The organism is Faecalicatena orotica (assembly GCF_003149245.1).
GTDB lineage: Bacteria > Bacillota > Clostridia > Lachnospirales > Lachnospiraceae > Faecalicatena_A > Faecalicatena_A orotica.
This window is the reverse complement of sequence record NZ_QGDL01000001.1, coordinates 404,488-423,942: the sequence shown is the minus strand read 5'-3', so window position 1 is coordinate 423,942 and position 19,455 is coordinate 404,488. Positions and strand designations below refer to the sequence as shown.

The window sequence follows — 19,455 nt, the reverse complement described above, 5'->3', positions numbered from 1 at the left end:
TACAGAAGGGGTAAGGAAAAGGGCGAACATATGAAGAAACGAATTTTAGCAATAAGTTTGAGTATTTGTCTGAGTTTGGGAATGTTTAGTGGATTTGGAGTACGGGTTTCGGCAGAAGATTATCAAAGCCCGCCAGGGCAAAGCACAGAGCAGGAACAGAATTCCGTGGATGAGCAAACGCAGATAGGTGAGAATACGGACAATAACGCGGAGACAGACAACGGAACGGAAAACAGCGGCAGTACTAATAATGAAGAAAATGCATCTGAAGAGCAGGAAAAAGTGCCGGGCGATGAAGAACAGGCTTCAGAAGATAATATTCAGGCTCAGGACAAGAAGGAAATAGTTACCTCGGTGGAAATTCAGTGTATGGATGAAGAGGGGAATATTTATTACATAACAGATGATGTTTCACCGGATGTCAAGTCAGTGGAGTTCCGAAGCAGGGCTGCAAATGACTATGTCGTAAATTTGCGTGTGAAAAAAAATGGGACCGCTGTGAAAGATGGAGAGACGACAAATTATACGGAATATGAAACCGGCGAAGCGGGATATTTATATGGATTGATGGGATCTGATGCGGCATATCTGGGAACAGAAAATGGAAATGTCAAGTTCATGATCAGTGGTGTGATCGGGTTAGTGGCAGAGTCTGAGGTGAAATTGGTTTCCCGTAACAGTGTAGGAACGGTGAGTTCTTATTATGCGGATGGAACCTATATTGTACATAAAATATGTACGAATATGAATTCTGCATCCACAAGTTCTCTGAGGGTTGGGCTGCAGCAGTCATATATGAAAACAGGGACAACATATTACAGTTACGATGGACATTACTTTTATACGGATTATTCAGTGATGCTGAGTGACTACAGAAATAATACGAGGAAGCAGTCTATTAATCCAAATAATCCTTACTATAATTATTATCAGTTTTTACCTATGAGAAGTACTACCAGCTATTCTGCATCTGAATTGAGCAACATGATAAATGCGAAAACAAACAATACATCAAAAATGTGGAACCTTGGTACCAGTTTGGTTAACAATCAGAACGCATATGGTGTAAATGCGCTTCTGACGGCTGGCCTGGCTGCGAATGAAAGTGCATGGGGTACCAGTAATATTGCCCGGGAAAAGAATAATATCTTTGGGCTGAATGCTGTAGACAGTTCACCGGGAGAAAGTGCAAGCTCTTATGCAAGTCCGGATGCATGTGTTAAGAATTTTGTAGAAGGCTGGATGTCCAAAAGATATTTGAATCCAAATAATCCTAATTATTATGGCAGTTTTCTGGGAAACAAGGCGAGTGGATTAAATGTGAAATATGCATCGGATCCATATTGGGGTGAAAAAGCAGCGAATATTGTATGGAATCTGGACTCTGCAAGGAAAGATATGTCAAAGTATACAATAGGCGTTAAGGATGTCAGTGGTACGACCCATACGGATTTGAATATAAGAAAAGACAGCAGTGTATCTTCAGCAGGTTTGTTTACGACAGGTAAACAGACTGGACAAGCTTTTATTATTCTGGGAGAAGCGAATGGGTTTTATAAACTGCAGAGTGATCCGGTTCTAAATAGCGGACGTACTGCGATCGACAATTCTTCCGGGAAGTATAATTTTTCATCTATGTATGTTTTCGCGAGTAAAGATTACCTTACTGTTGTGAATGGTAAAGTCAGCCAGGGAGGCTCGGATAGTTCAGGTGGTTCAGATAATTCAGGCGGCAATAACCCTCAGAATCCGGATGCGGATACTCTGGCTGTTAGAAGAGGAAATACCTATTATATTAAATACTCTCTCTCAGATGGGCCGGCTGATTTAACAGTACCATATGGGAAAGCGTCCGATGAGGTTTTAATAGGAGACTGGGACGGCGACGGGGTGGATACCCTGTGCGTCCGGCGTGGTAATGTTTATTACTTTAAAAACAGTTTATCGGAAGGACAGGCGGATTCAGTTGTTACATATGGAAGGAAAAATGATGAAGTACTCGTCGGCGACTGGAATGGAGACGGGAAAGATACACTCTGTGTCCGCAGGGGAAATACCTATTATATTAAAAATAGTATTTCAGATGGGATTGCCGATCTTACAATTCCTTATGGAAGAGCGAATGACAGCGTATTAGTTGGAGATTGGGACGGAGATGGCGTGGATACACTCTGTGTGCGCAGAGGCAATGCATATTACATAAAAAACAGCCTGTTAAGCGGGGCGGCAGATGCTACCATCCTTTATGGGCGTTCTGCTGACAAAATACTTGTTGGAGATTGGAATGGTGATGGGAAAGATACCCTGTGCGTCCGCAGAGATAATGCTTATCACATTAAAAATAGTATCTCTGACGGCAACGCTGATTTGATTGTATACTATGGCAGAAAAACTGATATTACGTATGCGGGCAAGTGGAAATAATGAAAAGTGCTGTGAATGTAGAGATAAGGCAAAAGAGTGCCAGATACTCTAACTATGAACTGCTCAGGATTATTTCTATGATGCTTATTGTCATGCACCATTTTTCTGTGCATGGAGGTTATGTATTTAGCGAGACTGGTTTTACATTTAATCGGGTTTGGGTACAGATTTTGTCCGGGGGCGGGCGGCTGGGGGTTGATATTTTTGTATTAATCTCAGGATACTTCTTGGTTCAGTCTGAATATAAGCCGCGCAAACTTATAAAGCTGATACTTCAGGTGACGGAATGCGCCGTATTTTGTGTTTTGATTCTGGTTATTTCTGGAGAAATACAATTTGCCTCAATTGGGGAAGTCGCCCAGATTTTTAAGAAAGCAATCTTACCAATACCATATGAGCAATATTGGTTTGCAACGACATATTTTATATTGTATTTATTTTCACCATATTTAAACAGGCTGATAAAAAGTATGGATAAGCCGATGCATAAAAAATTGATTTTGAGTGGTGTTGTGATATGGAGTGTATTCCCCACTTTTCTGGATGCATCTTTTGATTTTAATTACGTGGGGTGGTTCATTATATTATATATGATTGCTGCATATATACGGCTTTATCCTCTGAAGGTAAAGGATATAAAGAGGAAGAGCCTGCTGACTGCAGCAGGCAGCTATCTTTTATTACTGGGACTTATAGTCGGGTTTGATTTCCTCAGCATACAAAATCCAAATTTTCAAGATTTCGCAGTCAGAATTAGAGAAGTAAATAGTTTGTTGACATTGGTTTGTGCTGTTGCAGCTTTTCTGTCTTTTCAGAATCTGAGAATACAGAGTAAAGTAATAAACAGAATCGCGGCTACTACATTTGGGATTTATTTGCTGCATGACAATCCCATCATTAGAAATACATTGTGGCTGAAACTTCTGCATGGAAATTCTTATATTGAAAGCAGATATTATATATGGTATTCTTTAGCAGCCGTGTTAATTGTATTTTTTGTTTGCTCTATACTTGAAATGTTGAGGGCGGGACTGACAGAAAAAATCATTGTGTTCTTTTCGGGGGGAAAGAACGGAAGACATAAAAGGGAGCATAATAATTAAGTATTTATACGTGACAGAAAGGGTGACATAAGTGAAAAGAAACAGAAGCAGGCTGACAGTATTCCTATTAGGAATATGCCTTTTGTCGGGGAGTGTGTTTGGCAGCATGTCCGCAGAGGCGGCCGATATACAGACAGAGGGATATACAGAAGAAAACACAGAGGAATATACGCAGGAAAACTCAGAAGAAGCAGCTGGCGATGCGCAGAGTGGTATTGTGACAACTGATGGTGAGAGCAGTCAGGGACAGCAGGGGATTTCAGAAAATAGCTGGCGGTACCAGAATGGCGAACTGATTACAGGTGTGCAGTACAGGGCAAGAACAGTACCATACCCAAACGCGTGGCAGAAAGTAAATGGCGTATATATGAATAGTGCGGGAGAGCCAATTGACGGTGCTGTATCCAAAGGTATTGATGTCAGTGAGCATCAGGGGAAGATTGACTGGGAAAAAGTAAAGGCGGATGGAATAGACTTTGCGATATTGCGGTGTGGTTATGGTAATAATGATAAGTCCCAGGATGATAAAACATGGGCATACAATGTTTCAGAATGTGAACGGTTAGGGATTCCCTATGGAGTATATATATATTCTTACGCAAAAACAACAGCTGATGCCAAAAGTGAAGCTGAGCATGTGCTGAGGCTGATCAGCGGGCGAAGTCTGACATATCCTGTTTATTTTGATATGGAGGATAATTCTACAATTAACGTGAGTGCAGAAGTAAAGGGGCAGATGGCACAGGTGTTCTGCGATACAATTTCAGCACAGGGATTTAATGCCGGTATTTATGCGAACCTGAACTGGTGGACTACGCAGCTTACAAGTCCTGTATTTGAGAATGATTCGTGGTCAAAGTGGGTTGCCCAATATAATGTAACCTGTGACTATAGCGATCCATATGATATCTGGCAATGTACATCAACCGGCAAAGTTTCTGGGATTTCAGGAAATGTGGATGTGAATTTCTGGATGAATGAAAATACAAGTGGTGGGAATTCGGGTGGTAAAAAATCTGGAACGACCTTAGCCGTAAGACGTGGAAACGAATACCATTTTAAATATTCTTTAGCTGATGGTGCCGCGGACCTGATTATAAACTATGGATATAAGAACGATGAAATCCTTGTAGGTGACTGGGACGGAGACGGTATAGATACGTTATGTGTCCGACGCGGCAATACATATTACTTTAAAAACAGCCTGTCAGGGGGGATGGCAGATGTCGTGGTAAACTATGGGCGCAGCAGTGATGAGGTGTATGTCGGAGACTGGAATGGCGATGGCATAGATACTCTTTGTGTCCGCCGGGGGAATACGTATTATTTTAAGAACAGTCTGGCTGATGGTACTGCAGACAGCGTAGTAGCCTATGGAAAACGTGATGATATAGTACTGACAGGGGATTGGAATGGCAGCGGTACGGATACACTCTGCATCCGCCGCGGTAATACTTATTACATCAAAAACAGTCTGGCTGACGGACAGGCTGATGTGACCGTGCCATACGGGCGTGCATCCGATCATATTGTGGTTGGTGACTGGGATGCAGATGGGATAGATACATTATGTGTCAGAAGATCCAATGAATACCATATTAAGAACAGTATAGAAAGCGGAGGAGCAGACCAGATTATTGTTTATGGCAGATCCAATGATGTGGTTTATGCCGGAATATGGAATTAAATAGAAAAAGACCGCTTATGTATATTAAGCAGCTGATAAAGCAGTGTTGCCCATGAATAGGGAAACACTGCTTTTTTAATTACCAGAGAGGAAAACAGCAGCGATACAGTCATTAAACGCGGTATTTCGGGCATGTGCATAAAAAGAGGCTTGAATTCAACAGTTGCCCTCAGATAGAATAAGTGTTATACTTTACAGATGTGAAAATGTATTTTCAGTGATATTAAGGAGAAAAATGAATGAATTATGCGGTGATATTTGCAGGAGGGGCAGGTAAGAGAATGAATACAAAGACTCGGCCTAAACAGTTCCTCACATTGCATGGAAAAGAGATTATTATATATACACTTGAACACTTTGAAAAGCATCCTGAGATAGACGGAATTTCGGTTGTGTGCATTGAAGAATGGATAGACTATCTGAAGGAATTGCTGGAAAAATACCGGATTCATAAAGTGAAATGGATCTCACCGGGGGGAAGTACCGGACAAGAATCGATTTTTAATGGTCTGGATGCCATGCGGGGGGCGATAGATGGTGATTCTATTGTTCTGATTCATGATGGTGTGAGACCGTTGATTGATGAAGAACTGATCAGCAGTAATATCAGGACCGCAAAGGAAAAAGGCTGTGCCGTAACAGTGGTGCCTGCTACGGAGACGGTTATGCTTGTAGATGATAATGAGGAAATTGTCCGCAGTGTTGACCGGAATAAATGCAGAGTAGTAAGGGCACCCCAGAGTTTTCAATATCAGGAATTATTAAAAGCACATGATGAGGCGAAAAATAAGGGAATCAACGATATTATAGATTCTGCAACAATGATGTCAGAAGCGGGATATACGTTATATCCGGTACTTGGAAAGCCGGACAACATTAAGATTACAACACCTTCGGATTTTTATACATTCAGGGCTATTATGGAAGTAGAGGAGAATTCGCAGATATTAGGCTATTAGGGAATGGTGGTTATTTATGGATGAATTTTATGATCAGGAAACACTAAGTAAAGTACAGGACACACAGGCTAAGATCCTGCGGGATGTTCTGGGTGTATGTGAAAGACATGTAATAGATACTTTTATTATTTTCGGGAGCGCCCTCGGGGTGGTCCGCCATCATGGATTTATTCCGTGGGATGATGATATCGATATCGGTATTTTCCGGGAAGATCTGCCGCGTTTTGAGCGGGCAGTAAAGGAAGAACTTGGAGATAAATATGAGTTTCTTACCTGTGAGACAAATTTAAACTATGCCTGTACTGTGACACATCTGCAGAAGAAGGGAACGAAATTTGTATCCAGAGATGTAAAAAATTGTGATTATATCCCGGGAATTAATATTGATATATTTATTTACGATCATCTTGCAGATGGGTATCTTGCAAGAAAACGGCAGTTTTTTGTGACATGGTTTCTGGGACGCCTGCTTTTTCTCAGCGGGAAAGGGACTCCATTTATTCCTTATCAGGGAATAAAGAAAAAAGTGGCAGAGTTTATATGCAGCATGGTGAGAATTGGACTTAAGATTCTGCATATTACCCCTTTGAAAATCTACCGCAGGTTCCAGAAGGAATCGCAACGGTACAATAAAAGGAATACAAAGTACTATTCTGCTTTTGAGACACCAAAACCCTGGCTGAATGCAATGAAAAAGAGTGACGTCTATCCAATGAAGAAGATGCCGTTCAGAGATTTTTATGTTTATATCCCGAAAAATACAGATCAATTGCTGACAAGAATATTTGGAGACTACATGCAGCTGCCCCCGGAGGACAAACGTGTGAATCACAGACCATGTCTCATCGACTTTGGCGAGGGTGGACAATAAGTTTGTATGGAGATAAAAAAATATGCGTCAAAAATCAATAACGGTTAATTTAGTGGCGAATGGAATCAAGACACTGATGAGTGTCTTGTTTCCGCTTATCACCTTCCCATATGCATCCCGTATACTGGGGACTGTTGGTATTGGAAAAGTGAATTATGCCAGTTCGATCATTTCCTACTTTTCATTGATCGCTTCTTTGGGAATCAGCACGTATGCAGTACGTGAAGGGGCCAGAATCAGAGATGACAAGGAGAAGTTTAACAAATTTGCGAAAGAAATACTCAACATCAATTTATGCACTACACTAATCTCTTATGTTTTGCTGGTTATCTTTCTGAGCCTGCCGGTTTTGACAGACTATAAAAAACTGCTGGTCATTTTCAGTGCAGGTATCGTATTTACTACAATTGGTATGGAATGGCTCTTTATCATTCAGGAGGAGTATTCGTATATTACAAAGCGGGCAGTTGTATTCCAGTTTGTCTCATTAATACTGCTGTTTCTTCTGGTAAGAAGTAAAGAGGATTATTTCTGGTATGCTGCCCTGACAGTTATTTCATCGGGCGGATCGGCAGTCTTAAATCTATGGCACTCACGTAAGTTCATTGATTGGCGGGGAAAGTATGTATATGAGTATAAGAGGCATTTAAAGCCAATCTTTTTTATATTTGGAACGAGTCTTGCATCCAGTATTTATATGACAATGGATACGACAATGCTGGGGGCTATGAGAGGGGATTCTGCCGTAGGTATTTACACGGCAGCCGTAAAAGTTAATCTAGTTATCAGCACGTTAATCGGGACGATATCTTCTACTATTTTACCAAGAGTTTCTTATTATATAGGAAATGGCCTGAAGGCAGAGTATGAAAAGCTTATGAAGTCATCCATGAATGTGCTTCTCATGATATCAGTGCCCGCAGTAATCGGAATGATCTGCACTAGTGATATCCTGATTTTTTTGTTTAGCGGAAAGGCCTTTATGGGCGGTACTACGGCGGCCAAAATTTTGTCAGCCAAAGTTCTTGTCGGAGCGGTGAACAGAGTATTTGCATATCAGATATGTACGCCTTATAAAAAAGATAAAGAGGTGTTGATCTCAACGACAGGAGGGGCGGTTTTTAATCTGATTGCAAATGGAATACTGATTCCTCTTGCAGGAGTAAACGGGGCGGCAATAGCAACCTTGTTGTCGGAATTGGTTGTTTCTTTTATTCTGGTAAAATATGCCAGGGAAATGTTGGCGATAGGGCCTCTGTTTCAGCGATTACCGATTTATTTTCTGACCAGTATCTGGTTTTTTGCTGCCCGGTGGGCAGCAGACAGACTGGTGCAGGGACAGGCTTTACAGCTGATTGTAACGGTTGCTGTCTGCGGCTGCGGGTATTTTGTTATTTTACTGCTGTTCAAAGATCCTTATTTACATGAATATAAAAATAACCTGTTAAGAAGGTTAAAGAAGAAATAAAAAGAACAAGTCACAGAGGAGAAAATGAATTATGAAAATTGTAGTTGCAGGTATTGGGTATGTAGGACTTTCTAATGCAATCTTATTATCCCAGAATCATGAAGTGTTTGCTTATGATATTTCTAAGGAGAGGGCAGAACAGATTAATTCACGGAAGTCACCGCTCCAGGATGCAGAGATTATAGAGTATTTGGAACACAGGGATTTAAATCTGAGGGCAGGAACGGAATTTTCAGGGGAACTGGAGGATGCAGAATACGTAATCATTGCAACTCCTACCAACTATGATCCTGAGAAAAATTATTTTGATACGTCCTCTGTGGAAGCAGTTATCACTCAGGTTCTGGAAGCAAACCAGAATGCTGTGATTGTCATAAAATCAACGGTACCTGTAGGATATACAAACAGGCTGATTGAAGAGTACGGTGAACATAATTTCTTGTTTTCTCCAGAGTTTCTGAGGGAAGGACATGCCTTGTATGACAACTTATATCCTTCCAGAATCGTTGCAGGTGCGCCGAAAGGAAATGTGTTCCTTCATGAGAAGGCCAGAGAATTTGCAAATCTTCTAAAGGAGGGGGCAATCAAAGAGGACGTTCCGGTTCTGATAACTGATACGACGGAAGCCGAAGCAATTAAGCTGTTTGCCAATACTTATCTTGCATTGAGAGTGGCGTATTTTAATGAACTGGATACTTATGCAGAGACAAAAGGTCTGGATACAAAACAGATTATTGAAGGGATCGGTCTGGATCCCCGAATTGGCAGCCATTATAATAATCCCTCTTTTGGTTATGGCGGATACTGCCTGCCGAAGGATACGAAACAGCTTTTAGCTAATTATAATGATGTGCCAAATGACATTATGGAAGCGATTGTTGAGGCCAACCGTACCCGTAAGGATTTTATTGCGTCTCAGATCCTGAAGCGAAAACCGCAGATTGTCGGGGTCTACCGCCTTACCATGAAAGCGAATTCAGATAATTTCAGACAATCGTCTATACAGGGGGTCATGAAAAGATTAAAAGGCGAGGGAATAAAAGTGGTTGTTTATGAACCAACAATTGCAGAAAAAGAGTTTTATCATTCAGAGGTGATCAATGATCTTCCTCTTTTCAAAGAAACATCAGATGTTATTATAGCAAACAGATACGATAAACTGTTAGATGACGTAAAAGAAAAAGTTTATACAAGAGACATCTTTTACCGGGATTAGGAGTGGGCGATGAGTGAACAGATAAAAGAAGGTTATGATAAATCCAGACAGCTGGAAGATTTGGAATTAATTGCCGCCAGTAATATAAACTTTGAGTATTACCGTGATTCATCTGTATTCATTACAGGTGCGACAGGCCTGATTGGTTCTTCGTTAGCAAAGTGCTTTTTATGCTGCAACAGACTGAATGAACTGAATATCCATATTGTCGCGGCAGTCAGGAGCCGTGATAAGGCGGAAGCGATCTATGGAAAACTCTTGAAGAGAAATGATATTGAATTGTATATCGGAGATCTTATAGAGCCGGTTGAATATAGGGATAAAATCGATTATATTTTCCATACAGCAAGCATAACTGCGTCAAAAATCATGGTGGAACATCCGGTGTGCACGATCGAAACAGCTTATCAGGGAACCAGAAATGTACTGGAGCTTGCAAGGGAAAAGCAGGTAAGGGGATTGGTATACGTTTCATCAATGGAAGTATATGGAAAGCCAGATCCTAAACTGGATTTTGTGGAAGAAACAGATTTGGGTTATATTGACATCATGAACGTAAGAAGCAGTTATTCAGAAGGAAAACGTATTTGTGAATGCCTCTGCACGGCATATGCATCAGAGTATAAGGTTCCGGTCAGGACAGCAAGGCTTGCCCAGACTTTTGGGGCGGGTGTGCTTCCAAGTGACAACCGGGTATATGTGCAATTTGCAAAGAGTGCGATTCATTTGGAGGATATCGTTCTTCATACAGAAGGTACGTCGGAAGGAAATTACTGCTATACAAGGGATGTCCTGAAGGCACTGCTTATACTCGGCTATTCCGGTGAAAATGGACAGGCATACAACGTAGTGAACGAAGAAACGCATATGCAGATTCGCCAGATGGCAGCCCTTGTGGCTGAAAAAATCAGTGGCGGAAAAATTGCGGTCAAGTTTGATATTCCGGAATCAGTACTTTCGTTCGGGTATGCTCCTGCGGTAAAAATGAAGCTTGGCGGAGCAAAAATGCGTGCACTTGGCTGGGAGCCTGAAGTCGGACTTGAGCAGATGTATGAGCGGATGATTTACGATATGACGTATCGAGAGGAATAAGATTGTGGATATAGTATTTGTGATTCTTCATTATATGGCAATAAATGAAACAAAGCAGTCAATACAGTACATTAACGAGAATATAGATACTGAAAACTATCATATTGTGGTTGTTGATAATGCATCAGGGAATCACACTGGGACAGAGCTGCAGAAGATTTATCAGCAGCATTCACATGTAACAGTATTGGTTAATCCGGAAAACCTTGGGTTTGCCAGGGGAAATAATGTAGGATTCGTCTATGCAAAGAACAGATGGAATCCAGACTATATGGTATTAATGAATAATGATGTTTTTCTGTTGGAGAAGGCTTTTTTGGATAAGACCGAGAGGGAGTTTAGGAGAAGTCATTTTGCAGTGATGGGTCCCATGATTTTAACAAAGGATGGTAGGTGCGACATAAATCCTTTAAAACCTGAATTTTCAAATATAGCTGATATTGACAAGAAGATACATCACTACAAAAAGGATATAAGGCGATATAAATACCATTATGCACCCTTATACTATAAATTGGCCGGAATAAAAGGCGTGCTGACAGGCTGGAAAAAAAAGCCGACAATGTTTTATAAGCATGCAGAAAATATAAAACTACATGGATGTTTTCTTGTTTTTTCCCAGGAATATATACGGGATTATGATGGCCTTGACGAGAGTACTTTCCTATTCTGGGAAGAGGAATTCCTTTATAAGCATATGGTTTCAGACGGAAAAGTAATGGCTTATAATCCGGACATTTTAGTGTTCCATCTGGAGGATGCATCAACGGATGTCTCAATACCCGGGAGAAGAAAAAAAATGATTTTTATGCTGGAACACTATATAGACTCTTTAAACAGTTTGAAGAAAGTATACGTGGATTATGAGAGAAACAGTGAAAGATAGGGAAAACAAGGTACCTGATATTTCGGTCATTGTACCTGTTTACAATATTAAAGAAGATTTTTTAAGGAAATGTATTGAGAGCCTGCTGTGTCAGACATTAAAAGATATCGAGATCATCTTGATTGATGACGGTTCAACGGATTCTTCGGGTAAGATTTGCGATGAATATGGGAATACAGACCAAAGGATCAAAGTGATTCACCAGAAAAATATGGGGGTTGCAGTGGCAAGAAATACCGGGCTTAAAGCGGCAGAAGGAGAATGGATTACTTTTGTAGATGCCGATGACTGGTGTGCACCGGAAATGTGTGAGGAAACATATAAAAAGGCTGTTGGACTGGATACCGAGATTTTGATTTTTACGAATTATGCAGTAAAAGAGAACAATGAAATTGCCCCAAATCAATTTTTTAAGGCAGATATTGCATTGTTTGATTATACAATGAAGAATGAAGCGGAATTAAAGACGATGGTACGCAGCCATCCAGACTTCAGTTTTCAGCCCCCGGAAAATATGATGGGCGGAACGTGGTGTAAACTGATTAGGCATACCTTTTTAAAACAGACAGGGATATGCTTTGAACCCGAGCTGGTACGTTCGCAGGACATTATTTTTTATCTGAATCTATTTGAGAAAGCGAAAAAAATATCTTACTATAACTGTCCCTTGTATTATTACCGATATAGTTCAGATTCCATCTCAAAGAGATACCGGCCGGATGCTTATAAAGTTTTTTTGATTGTCCTAAGAAAGCAGGATGAATTTATAAAAAAGTACAAGAAACCGCAGCTATTCAGGGAGGTTTTTATAAAAGGAACCATGATTACGATTGGTACTTGTATGCGTACTGATTTTATGCATGAACAGAATAAAGAAAGCTTTGGAGAAAAAAGCAGACGTTTAAGGCAGATGATAAGCTTTGAGCCGATAAGAAGTGCCCTGAACAGTCATGAAGACCGGAGTTTGAATAAGTTTCAATGGATACAGAAGATTCTGCTGAAACATCATCTCATAAAACTGTATCTTATTTTGTATAAAATGAATGCAGCGGTATTAAAAGTAATACGTTAGCGGGGAGAGTATTCATTTATGAAAAGTAAACAACGAAGAGAACTAAGCTGGAAAATACTAAGTTCATACAGGAGCCAGATTATGGGGATTGCAATTATCTGGATCATGCTCTTTCACTGGCCGGAATTATTTCGTTCAGTGCCCCTCGTTAGTTTTGTAACGAAACGGGGAATGACCGGAGTAGAAATGTTTCTGCTTGTGTCAGGAATAGGCTTGTTCTATTCTATGACAAAAAATGAGAATGTTAAAGAATTTTATATAAAAAGAGCATTGCGCGTACTTATTCCGTATTTAGTAATCTCTCTTCCTTATTGGATATGGCAGGATCTTTGGGTAAAAAAAGATATTGGTAAGTTCTTTTTAGACTATAGCCTTCTTGCCTTTTGGAAAAGTGGAGACAGAGAAGTATGGTACATAGCGCTGATCCTTGGTTTGTATGCGGTTTATCCGCTCATTTTCAAGTGCTTTCTGAAAGGAGGGGCAGTTTATAAGAAGGCTGTACTGATGGCTTTAAGCCTGATTCTGCCACTTATTATCTATGCTGTGAATCCATCCTACTTTGCTGTGACGGAGATTGCATTCTGGCGTATCAGCAGTTTTGTTCTTGGAAGTCTTTTAGCGGTCTGGGTGATGGAGGGGCACAAGTTCAGCAGGATGCAGTTTCTGGGTATTGCAGCGGCAGCAATCGGAACCGTTGCTATTGTAATTGTAATAAACCATATGGTAAGCGTTGCTGGTATATTCAGGGTGGTATATCTGCCAATTGGATTCATTTGTTGTTTTCTGTCAGCGGTGATTCTATGGCTGTTGGATTGTAGCTGGCTCAACCGTCTTTTGAGTAAGTTTGGTGCCTGTTCATTGGAGTTATATTTGATCCATATATTTTTAAGGTCTCTTTACGAATATTATGTACTGGGTGATGGTTCAGACAATTCGCTTATGAATACTATTGTAATACCCTGTATAACGATTGCTCTGAGCATTGTTCTCAGTATGCTTGCTCATAAATTGATTGATAAAATAAAATTGGGATCAAAGTAAGATACTTGCATGGAGATTATTTCATGTAAGAATATTATTTTTAAAGAAATTATGGGGAGCACGGCATTTTGCTGCGCTCCCCATTCATGTTATTGATTACTTTGTAAATATTCAAAAACCTTTTCCGCTGACTTTCCGGATTCCTGATTTCCCAGACCGTCAAGATGTTTTTGGATATCAGCCAGATACTGACTTTCATCAAAATGTTCTATGGCTGCAGTCAGTTCCTCGGTATTCTCTGAGAGGGGGAAAGGCCATGTATGGATATCCGTGTAGAATCCCCTGGAAAGGTCATAGTGGTCCAGATCTGTTGCAAAAAGGAAGCACGGTCCCTTCTTTAGAGAAAAGTCCCACATGGAGGAGGAATAATCTGTAATCAGGACATCAGAAGCATATAACAATTCCTGCATGTCAGGATATCCGGATGCGTCGATATAATCGTCAGATTCCGGAAGCTGGTTCATGACAAAATAATGCATCCGGTAAAGGACTGACCAGCTGCCCCCGAAGCGCCTGCTCAAGGCCTGTTTTACTTTTGGACAGTCAAACAGATATTCGGAAGCCTTTTTTGAATCCCGGTAAGTCGGGGCATATAAAAGGATGTGGTTTTCAGCAGGAATATGATAGAAATCTTTGATTTTCATGTACAGGTCATCACGGTCCTGCCGTACAAGCATATCATTTCTCGGCATGCCGAAGGAGAGAACTTTTCCGGTATGCTGAAAGCTTTCTTTCAAGGTCATTTCAGTGAAGGCTTTTGAACTCGAGAGATAGATGCAGGGATTTTTACGTGCAATTGCGGCCCGTTTCTGCTTGCCGGAAGTTTCCTTCTGGTAGGCGGCACCGACTTTTTTGTAAGCGCCTCCGCCATGCCATGTGTTGATCAGCGTCTGTTTTCCGGTGAGCGGGAACCATGCTGGTATCTCAGAGTTTGTAATAATATATCTGGAAGTCAGGCAGATTCTTAAAAAGGGAAGGGAAAGGTACTTTGTAACTTTAATCCCCTTTTTCTCCAAGAATAAGAATTTTTCAGGCTGTACAAAAGCCCATACGATTTCATAATCAGGAGCATGCTCCAGCATGTATTCACAGATGTATTTTGGGTTGCAGGAGTACTGCGACCCAAAATAGCTGAAGAAGACCACCCTTTTTGCGTGCTGCCTGCCAACGGAGAGTAATTTAAGAAGATGGCGCAAAATACGTGCCAAGATAGTTTGTAAATAATCGGACATTTATGATTTCCTTTCTAAATAAAATGAAGAAACAAAAAATGAATAAATGATCATCTGTTGTTACTGTTCCTCATGTTTCCAAATATAGTGATGTAACGATTGCATTATACGACAAACTGGAAGAATAATCAATTGAACTGTGATGCGGCGTGGAAAAATAACTGGAAAAAATGACGGATTAGTGGTAATATAGGCGTATTGAATTGTAAAATAGTATTTATCTGACATAAAATGATATGAGAAAGAGGGACATAATGGGGCGTTCTTATTGTATATTTTCAGCACAGTATCTTCCACATATGGGTGGTGTTGAGCGTTATACTTATAATCTGGCAAAAAAGCTGATCGAAATGGGAAATTCCGTAACGGTTGTTACATCTAATTTGCTGGATCAGGCAGAATATGAAAAAATGGACGGAATTACAGTATACAGAATGCCGTGTATGAATCTTTTAGACGGGAGATATCCTGTTCTAAAAATGAATAGTAAGTTTAGAAAGATACATCGTATACTGAAAAATAAGAAATTCGATTTTGTAATTGTTAATACAAGGTTTTATATTCATTCTATATATGGACAGTGGTTTGCACATAAAAATCATGTAAGAGTGATTACAATTGATCACGGAAGCAGTCATTTATCAGTTGGGAATCCAGTATTGGATTTTATTGGAGGAATTTATGAGCACCTGATTACAAAAATCGGCCGGTTATTTTGTGAAGATTATTATGGTGTCTCCAGTGCCTGTATATCCTGGCTTAAACATTTTCATATTGAGGGCAAAGGTATCTTGTATAATTCTGTTGATGTGGAAGGCATTGAAAGTATTCTTAATGTAAAAGATAAGAATTACAGGATGTTATACGGTATTCCAGAAGATGCTGTAGTGATTGCGTTTACAGGCCGTCTTCTGCCGGAAAAGGGAGTTCCCCAGCTAATTAGTGCATTTGAGACAATACAGAAAAAGCATCAAAATATCTATTTGTTTTTGGCCGGTGACGGAATTCTTGAAAAGTATGCAGCCGGGCATAAAAGTGACCATTTAATTCCGCTTGGCAGGAGATCGTTTGAAGATGTAGTGAAACTTCTGGCAGAAACAGATATTTTTTGTCTGCCTTCTTTTTCAGAAGGATTTTCTACATCCATTCTGGAAGCAATTGTCTGCCAGTGCTATGTGGTGACAACAGAAAAGGGCGGAGCGAGGGAGACATTCCCTACTGATGCATACGGGATGGTAATTCCTAACAATGAGGTTGCTATACTGACAAAAGCTCTTACAAAGGCAATTGAAAATCCGAACGAAAGAGCAAAAGCGGTCCGGCTGGCTTTTGAAAGACTGAAGCAGAACTATACATGGGATATTGTGGCTGAAAAAGTCAACAGCCTGTAAATACATAAGTAGGAAAGGAAATCAATATGCAGAGTGAATTGCTGATTGTTATACCGGCGTATAACGAAGAAGAAAATATAGAAAATGTAGTAACCTATATAAGGGACAATTACGCGCAGTACGATTATGTTGTTGTCAACGACGGTTCGAAAGACAGGACGGCAGAGATTTGCCGGAGGAAGGGATATGAATTATTAGATCTGCCTACAAATCTGGGACTGGCAGGAGCTTTTCAGGCTGGATTGAAATATGCATATACAAAAGGATATTCCTATGCTATCCAGTTTGATGCGGACGGACAGCACCGGCCGGAATTCATTCAGGCAATGCTGGACAGGATAAAAGAGGGATATGATATCGTGATAGGTTCCAGATTTTTGAATTACAGAAAGAGTAAGTCACTCAGGATGGTCGGCAGCAAGATTCTTACGGTTGCCATTAAAATGACGACCGGGATCAGGGTGTCTGATCCGACATCCGGTATGAGAATGTTCTCACGCCCAATGATAAAAGAGTTTGCACAGAATCTGAATTATGGGCCGGAACCGGATACGGTTTCCTATCTTCTGAAGAACGGAGCGAAGATTTCAGAGGTTCAGGTAAAAATGGAAGAAAGACAATTCGGAGAGAGTTATTTGAATTTAACGGGATCTGCGAAGTATATGCTGAAGATGTTGATATCTATTCTGTTCGTGCAGAATTTTAGGAAAAGAGGTTAGATTATGACTTTTTTAATTAGAATACTATTGATTATCAGTGCAATATTGATGCTCGTTTTTATGCTGAAAAGAATTCGTCAGTCGAAACTTAAAATTGAGTATACCATATTTTGGATAGCCTTCTCAACGCTTCTTGTTTTGATGGGGATATTTCCTAAGGTCTTTTACAGAATATCCGGCCTGATCGGATTCCAGTCTCCAATCAGCATGGTATTTCTTGTGATTATTTTTGTGCTGATTGTCAAGATGTTTTTCATGACAATACAGATATCACAATTAGAGAACAAAGTGGATGCGCTTGCACAGCAGATTGCAATAGACCGTAAGATTGATAAGGATGCGGAGAAGGAATAGAAAATGCCATGAAAGAATATATCGTTTGTTTTATATTTTGGATGTTATTCACTGTATTTTTAGTACTATTGGGAAAAGCAGCTGCAGGAGAGAAGAAAAGTGAGTCACATTTCCTGACAACCGGATATCTGGTTTATAGCTTTCCTGTTGCTGTCTGTGGGCTTATTGTACAGTTTTTAAACCTTCCCTGGATTGTATTTGCAGGCTGTATGGCTGTAATATGGGTTGTATTGTGCGGATATATTATATACGTCCGTAAAAAAAAGGATGCAGAATTATTTCGCGTTAAATTAGGGCTTTATATAAGAGAAAATTGGATTCTCTATGTGATACTGGCAGCTTTTACAGTAATGCTGTTTTTTTATTTTAGAGGGTTCTGGCTTGGAAATCATTTGGATGATGGTTATTATATTACTAAAGTAGCCACTCTTCCATATACAACAACTGGTTATGCAACGAATTATGCGGTAGGGGTAGGAAAAAGCGGTTTTGATTCTTACCTTCTAAATACATGGGAATTGGAGGCATCCGTTTATGTGAAGCTGCTGGGAGTAAATCCTGCACTTTTTTTAAGGCTATTCCAGTCAGTCTTTTATTACTTCCTATTTCTAAATGTTGTAAAAGGCTTCGCGGAAAATATATTAAAGAAATTAAACGTGAAGATAAAATCCTCACTTATTCAATTTCCAGTATTGATTACACTGTTATTTGGAATGTACTATATTTTTCTGTTTTCATACAATATACTGCCGCTCCGTGATACCTTCCACTTCAATACAGGTATGTTTTTAGGCGTAACTATGCCAAAAATGCTTGGAATTATCCTATTGCTGTTCTATTTTACAGAAGTTTCCCGGATCAATTTAAAGATGATCCTAAGTGTTGCGGCAATCTCTCTTGTCATGATTTCAAAAACTACGATTGTTTTGCCGGTTCTTATTGTTACTGTGAGTTCTTATTTTATTGTCAGCCTTTTGATGAACTATGGAAAAAAAGAAAAAGTTTTTTCAGTGGCTGTACTGCTGCTTTATTGTGTGGCTGGCTTTATTCTGCCGGGCTCGGCAGGATGTCAGGAGACACTATATGCAGATGTTCGGCAAAGCCTGCATTCCCCTGTGGTGGTTGTCAGTCTGGTTATCTTCCTCGGCAGTTTCCTGTTAAAAGAACGGGTGATAAACAAAATAAACGGGGTTATGATACTGATTGCGGCATGCATGATAATCCCGCAAGTGAATGATATTTTTGAACAGGCATCTGTATATCGCTTTGTTTCCGGGCGGGCATGGACAACGTGGATATATACGCTTATCATTCTGAGCTCCATATATTTGTGTGTGGTTTTTTTAAAGCTGAAGGCAAAAGAAAGATTCATTAAGGCTGGATATCTTGTTATTGGAATGATTCTTATGGCAGGAATTCCTTACGGGTTTAATAAAACCGGAGATACACTTGTGCCCGGAGATCCGGTAGCGGAAACCGATGTGAAAAATAGCATTAAAGTAATATTGGGTAATAAATATTTTATGCCTGAATCTACAATAAAATTGGGAGAAGAACTGGAAAAACTGACAAAGGAGTCAGGAGAGAAGTTGTATGTGGTAACGCCAAACTGGGTATACCCGAATGGGGCCATGCATGGTCTTTCAGTTATGATCAGGACCTATGCCCCGGATATTGTTTCGGTTTCTGCGGTAGAACGTTTTCCGGTTAATAACGGTTCTCCGGCAGCATCATTTGAGCAGGAGAAATATATGCAGTTTTCGTCGGATCCAAACGAGGAGAGCAGTGAAGCGTTTAAGGAGCAGGCGGATGCAGCTGGTGTGAACTGCATTGTCAGCCAGAATGAGGCGTGTACAGAATGGCTGGAGGACATGGGGTATGTATTGTACTCGGAAATAGAAGAGGGGCCGTACTATATATGGTATAGGTAGTATCGCTTT

At 40.2% G+C, this 19,455-nt stretch carries 16 protein-coding genes; 15 read left to right on the top strand and 1 reads right to left on the bottom strand.

From position 1 onward, the window contains the following. The first annotated feature begins 30 nt into the window (after window positions 1–30). The 11 genes from A8806_RS01815 (at window position 31) to A8806_RS01765 (ending at window position 13,819) form a co-directional block, all read left to right on the top strand. The gene (locus A8806_RS01815; protein ID WP_109729444.1) at window positions 31–2,424 is read left to right on the top strand and encodes an N-acetylglucosaminidase; all 2,394 of its coding nucleotides are present in this window, start codon (window positions 31–33) and stop codon (window positions 2,422–2,424) included. Continuing rightward, a complete protein-coding gene (locus tag A8806_RS01810; protein WP_109729443.1) occupies window positions 2,424–3,527 on the top strand; it encodes an acyltransferase in 1,104 nt (367 codons plus the stop codon). The genes A8806_RS01815 and A8806_RS01810 overlap by 1 nt, the downstream gene beginning before the upstream one ends. A gap of 31 nt (window positions 3,528–3,558) precedes the next feature. Then, complete coding sequence (locus A8806_RS01805) at window positions 3,559–5,214, top strand: glycoside hydrolase family 25 protein (protein WP_146203246.1); 1,656 nt, start codon at window positions 3,559–3,561, stop codon at window positions 5,212–5,214. Between the two features lie 239 nt (window positions 5,215–5,453). Beyond that, window positions 5,454–6,173: a 2-C-methyl-D-erythritol 4-phosphate cytidylyltransferase gene (ispD, locus tag A8806_RS01800; protein WP_109729441.1), complete on the top strand. Its 720-nt coding sequence runs from the start codon at window positions 5,454–5,456 to the stop codon at window positions 6,171–6,173. A gap of 16 nt (window positions 6,174–6,189) precedes the next feature. After that, on the top strand, window positions 6,190–7,044 hold the full coding sequence (locus tag A8806_RS01795; protein WP_109729440.1) for a LicD family protein: 855 nt from the start codon (window positions 6,190–6,192) through the stop codon (window positions 7,042–7,044). Between the two features lie 22 nt (window positions 7,045–7,066). Next, complete coding sequence (locus A8806_RS01790) at window positions 7,067–8,512, top strand: oligosaccharide flippase family protein (RefSeq protein WP_109729439.1); 1,446 nt, start codon at window positions 7,067–7,069, stop codon at window positions 8,510–8,512. Between the two features lie 31 nt (window positions 8,513–8,543). Then, window positions 8,544–9,728 (top strand): nucleotide sugar dehydrogenase, encoded by a 1,185-nt coding sequence (locus tag A8806_RS01785; protein ID WP_109729438.1) that lies wholly within the window; start codon window positions 8,544–8,546, stop codon window positions 9,726–9,728. Between the two features lie 9 nt (window positions 9,729–9,737). Further along, the gene (locus A8806_RS01780; protein ID WP_109729437.1) at window positions 9,738–10,820 is read left to right on the top strand and encodes an NAD-dependent epimerase/dehydratase family protein; all 1,083 of its coding nucleotides are present in this window, start codon (window positions 9,738–9,740) and stop codon (window positions 10,818–10,820) included. Window positions 10,821–10,824: 4 nt separating this feature from the next. Next, window positions 10,825–11,706 carry a glycosyltransferase family 2 protein gene (locus A8806_RS01775; RefSeq protein WP_109729436.1) on the top strand — a complete coding sequence of 294 codons (882 nt, stop codon included), beginning with the start codon at window positions 10,825–10,827 and terminating at the stop codon, window positions 11,704–11,706. Then, window positions 11,696–12,778 (top strand): glycosyltransferase, encoded by a 1,083-nt coding sequence (locus A8806_RS01770; RefSeq protein WP_181368545.1) that lies wholly within the window; start codon window positions 11,696–11,698, stop codon window positions 12,776–12,778. The genes A8806_RS01775 and A8806_RS01770 overlap by 11 nt, the downstream gene beginning before the upstream one ends. An 18-nt stretch (window positions 12,779–12,796) precedes the next feature. After that, a complete protein-coding gene (locus tag A8806_RS01765; RefSeq protein ID WP_109729434.1) occupies window positions 12,797–13,819 on the top strand; it encodes an acyltransferase family protein in 1,023 nt (340 codons plus the stop codon). An 89-nt stretch (window positions 13,820–13,908) separates the two neighbouring features. Here the strand turns inward: A8806_RS01765 and A8806_RS01760 are convergent, their stop codons facing one another. Beyond that, entirely contained in the window at window positions 13,909–15,051 is a 1,143-nt protein-coding gene (locus A8806_RS01760) for a CDP-glycerol glycerophosphotransferase family protein (RefSeq protein WP_109729433.1), read from the bottom strand. Between the two features lie 254 nt (window positions 15,052–15,305). Between A8806_RS01760 and A8806_RS01755 the strand changes: the two genes are divergently transcribed. From A8806_RS01755 to A8806_RS01740, 4 genes are read left to right on the top strand one after another with little or no spacing between them, the layout of a single operon-like run. Next, on the top strand, window positions 15,306–16,442 hold the full coding sequence (locus tag A8806_RS01755) for a glycosyltransferase family 4 protein (protein ID WP_109729432.1): 1,137 nt from the start codon (window positions 15,306–15,308) through the stop codon (window positions 16,440–16,442). A 26-nt stretch (window positions 16,443–16,468) separates the two neighbouring features. After that, window positions 16,469–17,161, top strand: a complete 693-nt coding sequence (locus A8806_RS01750; RefSeq protein WP_109729431.1) for a glycosyltransferase family 2 protein — start codon at window positions 16,469–16,471, stop codon at window positions 17,159–17,161. 3 nt (window positions 17,162–17,164) lie between these two features. Further along, window positions 17,165–17,515: a DUF2304 domain-containing protein gene (locus A8806_RS01745; RefSeq protein ID WP_109729430.1), complete on the top strand. Its 351-nt coding sequence runs from the start codon at window positions 17,165–17,167 to the stop codon at window positions 17,513–17,515. Between the two features lie 8 nt (window positions 17,516–17,523). Beyond that, a complete protein-coding gene (locus tag A8806_RS01740; RefSeq protein ID WP_109729429.1) occupies window positions 17,524–19,446 on the top strand; it encodes a DUF6077 domain-containing protein in 1,923 nt (640 codons plus the stop codon). Window positions 19,447–19,455: the final 9 nt, after the last annotated feature.